We start from the raw sequence: 8,670 nt of genomic DNA, 5'->3' as shown, positions 1-8,670 counted from the left end.
CTTTGTAAAAGCATAAAAAATAGGGGTTCATATCAGACTGCCCTTCCATCGTATAAAGGGTGGTCTGGTAGTAGGCTCCCTACGAAAGTAAAAAAATGAAAGCGCTTTACATCTTGCAAATAAAGAAAGATGCCATTTGCAAAACGCTATTTCTATTATAATAAAAAACTTTTACTAAGCAAAAAGGAGTTTTTATATGAAAATTAAGCAAGCAATTGAAAGAGTGCCTGGTGGCCTTATGGTTATTCCGTTATTGTTTGGCGCTTTACTTAATACGATTGATCAAATGCACATTCCGTTTATCATGGACTTCTTAAAAAGCCTAGGTGTTCTTCAAACCAAAGCTGGATACTATGAGTTTTTGCAGATTGGAGGATTCTCTCAGGCATTGTTCAAGGACGGTGCCCTTACACTTTGTGCCCTGTTTTTATTCTGTGCAGGAAGCCAGATGAATCTCCGTGTAGGGGGAGTGGCATTAAAAAAGGGAGTATTGCTAACGACATCAAAGTATTTAACCGGACTTGCTGTGGGGGTCATTTGGGGCGCTTTATCCGATCCGATGCATGGATTTTTGGGGTTGTCTTCCATGGCCATTATCGCAGCCATGACAAATGGAAACGGAGGAATGTATGCAGCATTAACAGGGCAATATGGAACCCGTTCAGATGTAGGCGCGACAGCCGTTTTATCCTTAAATGATGGCCCATTTTTCACATTAATGGCTCTCGGGATGATGGGAGCAAACTTTCCGTTCATTGCTTTTATTGCTGTGTTATTACCGATTGGAATCGGTATGCTATTAGGAAATCTAGATCCAGATATCCGTCAATTCTTAAAAGTGGGTGAAGATCTTGTTATTCCATTCTTTGCGTTTGCTTTAGGTGCAGGGATGAACTTAGCCAGTTTCTTCAATCCGGAAGTGGTCGGGGCCGGACTCGTGCTTGCGCTTATGACTGTCGTTCTGACAGGAGGTACCGGTATGCTCGTATTCAAAATATTCGGTGAAAAAAGCAAGATTGCTCCTGTGGCGGAAGCATCGACCGCCGGGAATGCGGCAGGTACTCCGGCAGCCATTGCGGCCGCTGCGACCGTATCCGCCGGTTCAGGCATGATGAGCGCATCTGAAGCCCAGATGTATCAGGATTTAGTACCAATTGCGACGGCCCAGATTTCCATTTCAACGATAACGACTGCTCTTCTTTGCCCGATCGCAGTTATCTTAGTCGATAAGTATCAGAAGAAGAAAGGAATCGATGGAAAGGTTGAAAGAAGTGAACAGCGTTGTATTAAAGAGGAAGAGTCCAGTATCGTGGTATAAGTGATGTTTGTTTAAGAGTATTAAAAGCTCTTACTTGACGAATATTTAATTAAATCAAAGCAGCTACCTGGCTATGGTTAGGATAGCTGCTTTTTTGTTGTTGATGAAAAAGGAGGATTCCCGGCCTGATCGCAAGCAGAGTTGTATAAAATTAAAAAAGGATGTTAAAAAATGGATAGTAGGAAAGGAATCGGACGCAGAAAATAAGGATTTCTAGAACGCCAGTTGCTGAGGGAGGGGATTACGTGGAAAATGTAACCGGAACGTCGCTTGTTCATCCGCGGAGTGTGCCGGACTTGCGGGATAGCGCGGGGCCAGTTGTCCTGACCAACCCGCCTTATACGACGAATTCTCTTCTGGTAGAAGCCAACTGCTTAACTCGAACGATAAAGACACGACGCGGAGAGAAGAAACTGTTGGAGGATATTAATTTTGTTATCGAGCCGCATGAATTTGTGGCAATACTGGGCGGCAGTGGTGCGGGAAAAAGCACGCTGCTTCACGCATTATCCGGCATTCATCCGGCAACAGAGGGAGAGGTCCGGGTGAACGGACGGAATCTTTATGAAGACTATGATGATTTTCGTTCCTGCATTGGCTATGTACCGCAGGATGATATTGTGCATAGCGGGTTAACGGTAGAAGAAATATTTACGTATTCCTCCCGCCTGCGCTTTCCGGCGGGTACACCGGAAAACACAATAACAGGCAGAGTAAATGAAGTGCTTGAAGAGGTAAGATTAACAGCCCAGCGTTCGCTGCCTGTCAAGGATTTAAGCGGCGGACAACGAAAGCGGGTCAATATCGGCGTTGAATTGGTAACCAGGCCCGGTCTTTTGTTTCTTGATGAAGCCACCTCGGGACTTGACCCGGATTTGGAGAAAACGATGATGGAGCTTCTCGGGGAATTGAAACAGAAGGGCAGCACGATCATCATGGTTACCCATACCACAGCGAATCTTTGGATGTGTGACAAGCTTGTCTTTTTGACCCGGGAAGGACAGTTGGCTTTTTTCGGCTCTCCGTCTGAAGCGCTTAATTACTTCGGTGTAGAAGATGTTGTAGAGATCTATCGAAAGCTTGATACAGAAGAGAATCCGAAGAGCTGGGCTGAGAAGTACAAACAATCCGCTGTTTATCAGAAATATCAAAACCGGGTGAAAGATAGGCAGCGGCCAATTGAACGGGCAGACGGGAATAAGGAACAAGATATGGTGAAAAAAAGCGCCGCTTGTTCCTCATTTTTTGAACAATGGAAGATGCTGACCGGACGTTATATACGGCTGCTTAGCCGGGATAGAAAAAACCTTGTCATCCTGTGTCTTCAAGCCTTCATTATTCCATGTTTGCTTGTCCTTGCTTTTTATCACAGTGCCCCTACGTTCAGGTACAGCGAGTATCGGCCGCAGGATTTGGAGGTAACCCGGCAGATTGTAGCAGCTGGAAAAGTGGAAGAAGTGCAGCAAAACATTCAGGAAGAGAAAAACCGGAGAAGCTTTATGTCCAACTGCATCGCTTTGATGGTATTTACCTCGATATGGTTGGGAACGTCCAATGCAGCGCGGGAAATCGTGAAAGAAAAGGCGATTTACAGAAGGGAGCGGCTAGCCGGCATGCGGGTTGGCCCTTATCTGTTCTCGAAAATTGGCGTGCTGTCGGTTATTTCTTTGATACAAACCCTGCTTCTTGTCTCGATTGTTGCCTGTACGCTTGATCTGCCGGAGTTTTGGCCAAACGTTTTGGCTTTTTTTCTGCTTTCGCTGGCAGGGGGAATGATGGGTCTGGTTATATCGGCCATCGCTTCTAATTCTGATAAAGCGCTTAGCACCATTCCGATTGTACTCGTTCCCCAGATTATTCTGTCGGGAGCGCTTGTACCTATTGCCTATGTAAAGCCTGCATGCATAAAAGCTGTATTTTATCTGGCCGTTAGCAAATGGGGGTACGAGTTAATCGGAGGAGACATTGTTAATATCAACGGGAGAAGCGCCCTGCAGCAGCCGCTCCCCGCGCTGAACGGCAATTTTTCCGCCCACTGGGGCATTCTTGTCCTGTTTATTTTCCTTCTATATGGGATGGCCATCGTATTGCTTCACAGAGATAGGGCCGTTTCAATGCCCGAAGGACGTAAGTGAAGATAGTTCCATTTCTATCGATTCCTTTATTACTAACAACTGAGTTAAAATTGACAAAATTGAGTAAATTATAACTCGATTTTTCTATCACGAAAAGCCGGAATTTCTGTTATTCCTTGTGTTAATAGGGTTTTGGAATTGGTATTGAATTTGCTAATAAAGAATGGCGAGAGAACCATCATCCGTGCGGGTGATGATAAAAACGTAAGTATAATTGATGAAGAGGAGGATTTCTTAGTTATGATTACAAAGGAAAGCATCCAATCCTTTACCCCTACGCTGCCCTATGAATGGTATGTAAATCCGGAGATTTTTAACAAAGAAAGGAAACAAATTTTTTCTAAAAATTGGATATTGGTAGGGCATACAAGTCAGGTTAAAAACGAAGGGGACTTCTTTACCTTTGATGTAGCCGGGGAGCCTATTATCGTCACTCATGGAACGGATGGGGAACTGCGCGCCTTTTATAACATTTGCCCGCATCGCGGTACAAAGGTGGAACGCAGTGAGCAGGGAAACAAAAAAGTTTTGCAGTGTGTTTATCATGGATGGACCTTTAAGTTAGATGGACACTTGCACAGAGCCCCTAACTTTACCACAAATGAACTTGGGAAGCACAGCTGCATGAGGTCCATTCGCTTAGAAGTATACCGCTCTATGATTTTTGTGAATTTGGATCCGGATGCCCTTTCCTTCGCGGATGCGTATCAAGAATTTGCAAGCGAGCTGGAGAGATATCCGTTCATGGATTCACTGCTCTTGGTTAAAGAGAATCGCCGGCTTATTGAAGCGAATTGGAAAGCGGTAGTTGATAATTTCCTGGAATGCGATCACTGTTCGATTGCGCATCCGGCATTTGCGAAAACGTTTGACATGTCCAATTACAACCTTGTTCCCTGTGATAAATTCTCCTACCAATACTCAACGGTCAAAGGTAAAGATGACAGTGCAAGTGTACGTTTTTATTGGACCTGGCCAAACATGATGCTAAGTGTATATCCAGGAACCGGAAATATGACCACAACGCAACTTATTCCCATCAGCGCAGAACAGACAATGGCGGTATACCGTTATTACTTTACCAATGTTAACATAACGAAAGAAGAAGAGGACATGATTGCATTTGTCGATCAAGTACGGGAAGAAGATTTCGAGCTGGTAGAGTTACTGCAAATGGGTTTTCGTTCTCAGGCATTCGAGAACGGGATTTACTCTCCTACCGAACATACACTGCATCATTTCCATCAACTGGTTAAAAAGGCAATACAAGAGTAGGCTCTATTGGCTGCCTCTTTATTTTCCTTTGAAAGAAAGCGTTTTAATGAATAAGGAGCTACTGTCAGCAGAAGAGCAGAAAGACATAGCTCCTTATAAGCCAGTGTAAGGTAATAAATAAAGCAACCGAGTTAAAATTGACTGAATTGAATAAATATTTACTCGATATAGAAACAGAAATTCTGTTATTCCCTGTGTTAATAGGATTTTTTGACCTGGCCTTGGTTTTGCTTAATAAATGAATAGAGAAAGATACGGGGTTCGGAGAGAAAAACATAGCGGAAGCGGGGTTGATAACAGAAGAGTGAAAGCGCTTCAAATTTTGCTGGGATCTCAATAACCGAGGAAAAGAGGGGATAATAAATGAAAAAAATGGTTTATGTATTAAGCGTCATACCGGCTCTTGGATCGCTTGTTATTTTCAATCGGGTTGAACCTTACATTTTGGGGCTGCCATTTGTTCTCTTTTGGTCTATATTGTGGCTTTTTCTTACTTCGATATTTTTATTAATTTTGAATGCGCTTGATCCTGCCAATAAAGGGGGAGAAGAATAATGAATGTAGCCCTTCTTATTATTGCTTTTTTTCTGATTCTATCTATTTGGTTAGGTCTTCGAGCACGCAAAGGTAAAGAAATGAGTATGGAACAGTGGTCCGTAGGCGGACGGGGCTTTGGAGGTCTTTTGGTCTTCTTTCTCCTGGCGGGCGAAATGTTTACGACTTATACTTTCATGGGTGCGAGCGGTAGCACGTACTCAGCGGGGATGCCCACTGCCATATACGCTTTCAACGCTTTCTATTTCGTCCTTGCCTACTGGCTGTTACCACCGATTTGGAAGTACGCCAAAGAAAATAATGTTATCTCCCAATCTGATTTTTACGAAAAAAAATACAAAAGTCCGGCTTTCGGCGTTCTTGTTGCAGTAATCAGCGTTATTTCTATTATTCCGTATCTTATTATGCAATTAAAAGGGCTGGGTATCATCGTATCAGAAGCTTCCTATGGAATGATATCTCCGAATGTTGCGATATGCATTGCGGTACTTTCGATAACGATTTACGTTACGGCCTCAGGCGTTCATAGTTCAGCCTGGACCGCTGTTATCAAAGATATTATTATTCTATCGGTTATGATTTTTATGGGAATTTATTTTCCGCTTCACTATTATGGCGGTTTTGAACCGATGTTTCAGGCAATCGATGCAGCGAAGCCAGGATTTTTATTATTCCCTGAACAAGGATTAAGTATCTCCTGGTTTATTTCTGCCACGATTATGACAGCGCTTGCTTTTTATATGTTCCCTCATATGTTAACGGGGGTTTTTACGTCAAAAAGCGCAAAAGCACTTCGCTGGAATGCTGCGATTATGCCAATTTACCAGGTTATCATTGTTTTCTCTCTTCTGGTTGGTTTTTCTGCCGTGCTTCAAATTCCAAATTTGAAGGATACGGATTTAGCTTTATTTACGCTGGCTAAGATGTCATTTGACCCCTGGTTCGTCGGAGTGATTGGAGCAGCGGGAGCACTGGCCGCCCTTGTGCCTAGCTCATTGGTGTTGACGTCAACGGCCACCATTCTATCAAAAAACGTGTATAAGGTATGGAAGCCAACCACGACCGATCAACAACTTGCAAGAATAAGCCGGATGCTGGTTCCCGTTATTTCTTTGGTGACTCTTTACTTTACGTTTAACGGCGGTAAATCAATCTTGAACTTGTATCTCATGTCGTATGGCTTCATGGCCCAGATGTTCCCGGCGCTATTCTTTAGCCTCTGGAAAAAGAATCCAGCTACTGTGCAGGGGGCCGCTACCGGGCTGATTGTTTCTATAATAATCATTGCCTATCTCATCATTTCAGGCGCTACAATCGGATCGCTATTCCCATCATTACCACAGGTTATAAAAGATTTAGATGTAGGCTTATTCGTAGTGATTATCAACTTTGTGATAACGCTCGGGGTAAGTGCAGTGACCAGAAAACCAGTGGTTACGGCAGTGAAAAATAGCGATGTAAGTACAGACAGACCTTCAGCCTGATATTTCAGAAAACAGAGTGATAAGGTAGGTAAGTGTATCTATAAATTAAAACTCATTTCGGGAGACTGAAAAGGTGCGAATTGTATATCCAGACGCCGACCCGCAAATAAAAGAATTATTAACCAAGGAGTTGCTTTTTAAGCTTAATGGAATTGCTGATTTTGAAATATTTGAAGGGAGGCCTTCCACTCAAGAAGAGTTTCTCCGCAGGGTGCAGGATGCGGATGGAATGCTTTTGGGATGGGGGTTTCCAGCGGACATAATGGAGCGCTGTTCAAGCTTAAAAATTATCTCATTCCTGGGCGCGGGCGTTCATAATTTTATTGATGTAGAGCTTGCTTCCCGCAGAGGGATCACTGTGACGAACACCCCGGATTATGGGAGCAATGCCGTAGCCGAGCATGCAATGGGTTTGCTCTTTGCCCTTGCTAAGAATATCACGCAAAACGATAGAAGAATGAAGCAAGGGAGCTGGGATCCGACAATAAGCAGTTTGGAGCTTAAGGGAAAGATCATCGGATTAATCGGAGTAGGCAGTATTGGCAAAAGGATGGCAGATCTTTGTAAAGCAATAGGTATGCATGTAATCGCCTGGACACAAAATCCTGATGCGCAGCGCAGTAAACAATTGGGGATTCCGTTCGTTGGTTTAGAAGAGCTTCTGGCTAAGTCGGATTGTATCTCCATGCATCTGCCGTATACGAAGCAAACAGAGAAGTTCATCAGTGAAAGAGAATTTTCCATGATGAAACCGGGGTGTATTTTCATTAATACTGCAAGGGCAGAGTTGGTGGATACCTTTGCCCTGGTAAAGTATCTATCTGTTGGCAAATTAGCCGGGGCCGGCATTGACGTATTTGATGAAGAACCTGTGTCCTCTTGTAATCCCTTGCTCAAACTGGACAATGTCATTTTATCTCCGCATGTTGGTTTTAATACGCCCGAAGCCATTACCAACATTCTGGATATTTCTATTAACAATCTGATAGATTTTTTTGCCGGAACACCTAAAAACGTGGTTACATTATAAAATTTTCGTATGAGGTGAGTAGAGTATGAAAACAAAACTTCCTGTTCTGACTCCTCCTGTTTTTACATCGGTAGAAGAAGAACGTCGACATCGGAAAGCTCGTTTGGCCGGAGCCTTTCGCCTTTTTTCAAAGTGTGGATTCGATGAAGGACTGGCAGGGCATATTACGGTACGGGACCCGGAGTATGCAGATCACTTCTGGGTAAATCCTTATGGAGTTCACTTCAGTCAAATTAAGATGTCGGATTTGATTCTTGTTAATGAGCAAGGAGAAGTGGTAGAAGGAGATGGCTTGTTGAACGGAGCTGCATTTGCTATTCATTCTCGAATCCATTTAGCCCGGCCGGATGTAGTAGCGGCTGCACACGCGCATTCTTTATACGGCAAAGCCTGGTCTTCACTCGGGAGGCTGCTTGATCCGATTACGCAGGATTCATGCAACTTTTATGAAGATCATGCCCTATATAACGATTATCGGGGGATTGTGTTAGATACAGAAGAAGGCGATAGAATCGCTGCCGCTCTGGGTAATAAAAAAGCCGTCATTTTACAAAATCACGGGTTGCTGACTGTAGGAAGAAGTGTAGATGAAGCGGCCTGGCTTTTCATTGCAATGGAACGTTCCTGTCAGGTACAATTACTGGCAGAAGCAGCAGGTAAGCCAAAGCTAATCGATAAGGAGATTGCTAGGTTGACTCATAAAGAAGAGGGTTCCGAAATTTCCGGTTGGTTTAGCTTTCAACCTTTATGGGCTCGTATTGTAAAAGAACAACCGGATTTTATGGATGAATAATCCTGGATATCTATTATTTTTCTGTGAAAACCGTGAGGAAAGAAGGAGAGAAAGAGGAAATGAGATCCAGGGAAGAAAAA

General features: G+C 43.6%; 7 protein-coding genes. All 7 read left to right on the top strand.

The features are described from left to right. Positions 1-196 precede the first annotated feature (196 nt). The 7 genes from ADA01nite_RS20595 (at position 197) to ADA01nite_RS20565 (ending at position 8,590) form a co-directional block, all read left to right on the top strand. Entirely contained in the window at positions 197-1,318 is a 1,122-nt protein-coding gene (locus ADA01nite_RS20595; RefSeq protein WP_146812314.1) for a 2-keto-3-deoxygluconate permease, read from the top strand. A 245-nt stretch (positions 1,319-1,563) separates the two neighbouring features. Beyond that, positions 1,564-3,453, top strand: coding sequence for an ABC transporter ATP-binding protein/permease (locus ADA01nite_RS20590; protein WP_146812313.1), 1,890 nt, complete (start codon positions 1,564-1,566; stop codon positions 3,451-3,453). A 240-nt stretch (positions 3,454-3,693) separates the two neighbouring features. Beyond that, a complete protein-coding gene (locus ADA01nite_RS20585) occupies positions 3,694-4,728 on the top strand; it encodes an aromatic ring-hydroxylating oxygenase subunit alpha (protein WP_146812312.1) in 1,035 nt (344 codons plus the stop codon). A 363-nt stretch (positions 4,729-5,091) separates the two neighbouring features. Then, positions 5,092-5,283, top strand: coding sequence for a DUF3311 domain-containing protein (locus ADA01nite_RS20580; RefSeq protein WP_146812311.1), 192 nt, complete (start codon positions 5,092-5,094; stop codon positions 5,281-5,283). Then, positions 5,283-6,767 carry a sodium:solute symporter family protein gene (locus tag ADA01nite_RS20575; protein ID WP_146812310.1) on the top strand — a complete coding sequence of 495 codons (1,485 nt, stop codon included), beginning with the start codon at positions 5,283-5,285 and terminating at the stop codon, positions 6,765-6,767. The genes ADA01nite_RS20580 and ADA01nite_RS20575 overlap by 1 nt, the downstream gene beginning before the upstream one ends. A 73-nt stretch (positions 6,768-6,840) precedes the next feature. Then, a complete protein-coding gene (locus ADA01nite_RS20570; protein WP_146812309.1) occupies positions 6,841-7,797 on the top strand; it encodes a 2-hydroxyacid dehydrogenase in 957 nt (318 codons plus the stop codon). A gap of 25 nt (positions 7,798-7,822) precedes the next feature. After that, positions 7,823-8,590, top strand: coding sequence for a class II aldolase/adducin family protein (locus ADA01nite_RS20565; protein ID WP_146812308.1), 768 nt, complete (start codon positions 7,823-7,825; stop codon positions 8,588-8,590). Positions 8,591-8,670: the final 80 nt, after the last annotated feature.

This window comes from Aneurinibacillus danicus, assembly GCF_007991215.1.
Taxonomy (GTDB): domain Bacteria; phylum Bacillota; class Bacilli; order Aneurinibacillales; family Aneurinibacillaceae; genus Aneurinibacillus; species Aneurinibacillus danicus.
The sequence above is the reverse complement of the archived record's forward strand: the minus strand, read 5'-3'. Positions and strand labels throughout refer to the sequence as shown.

Coding starts and splice junctions, on each gene's coding strand:
- ADA01nite_RS20595 (WP_146812314.1), top strand. CDS start 197: ATGAAAATTAAGCAAGCAATTGAAAGAGTGCCTGGTGGCCTTATGGTT.
- ADA01nite_RS20585 (WP_146812312.1), top strand. CDS start 3,694: ATGATTACAAAGGAAAGCATCCAATCCTTTACCCCTACGCTGCCCTAT.
- ADA01nite_RS20580 (WP_146812311.1), top strand. CDS start 5,092: ATGAAAAAAATGGTTTATGTATTAAGCGTCATACCGGCTCTTGGATCG.
- ADA01nite_RS20575 (WP_146812310.1), top strand. CDS start 5,283: ATGAATGTAGCCCTTCTTATTATTGCTTTTTTTCTGATTCTATCTATT.
- ADA01nite_RS20565 (WP_146812308.1), top strand. CDS start 7,823: ATGAAAACAAAACTTCCTGTTCTGACTCCTCCTGTTTTTACATCGGTA.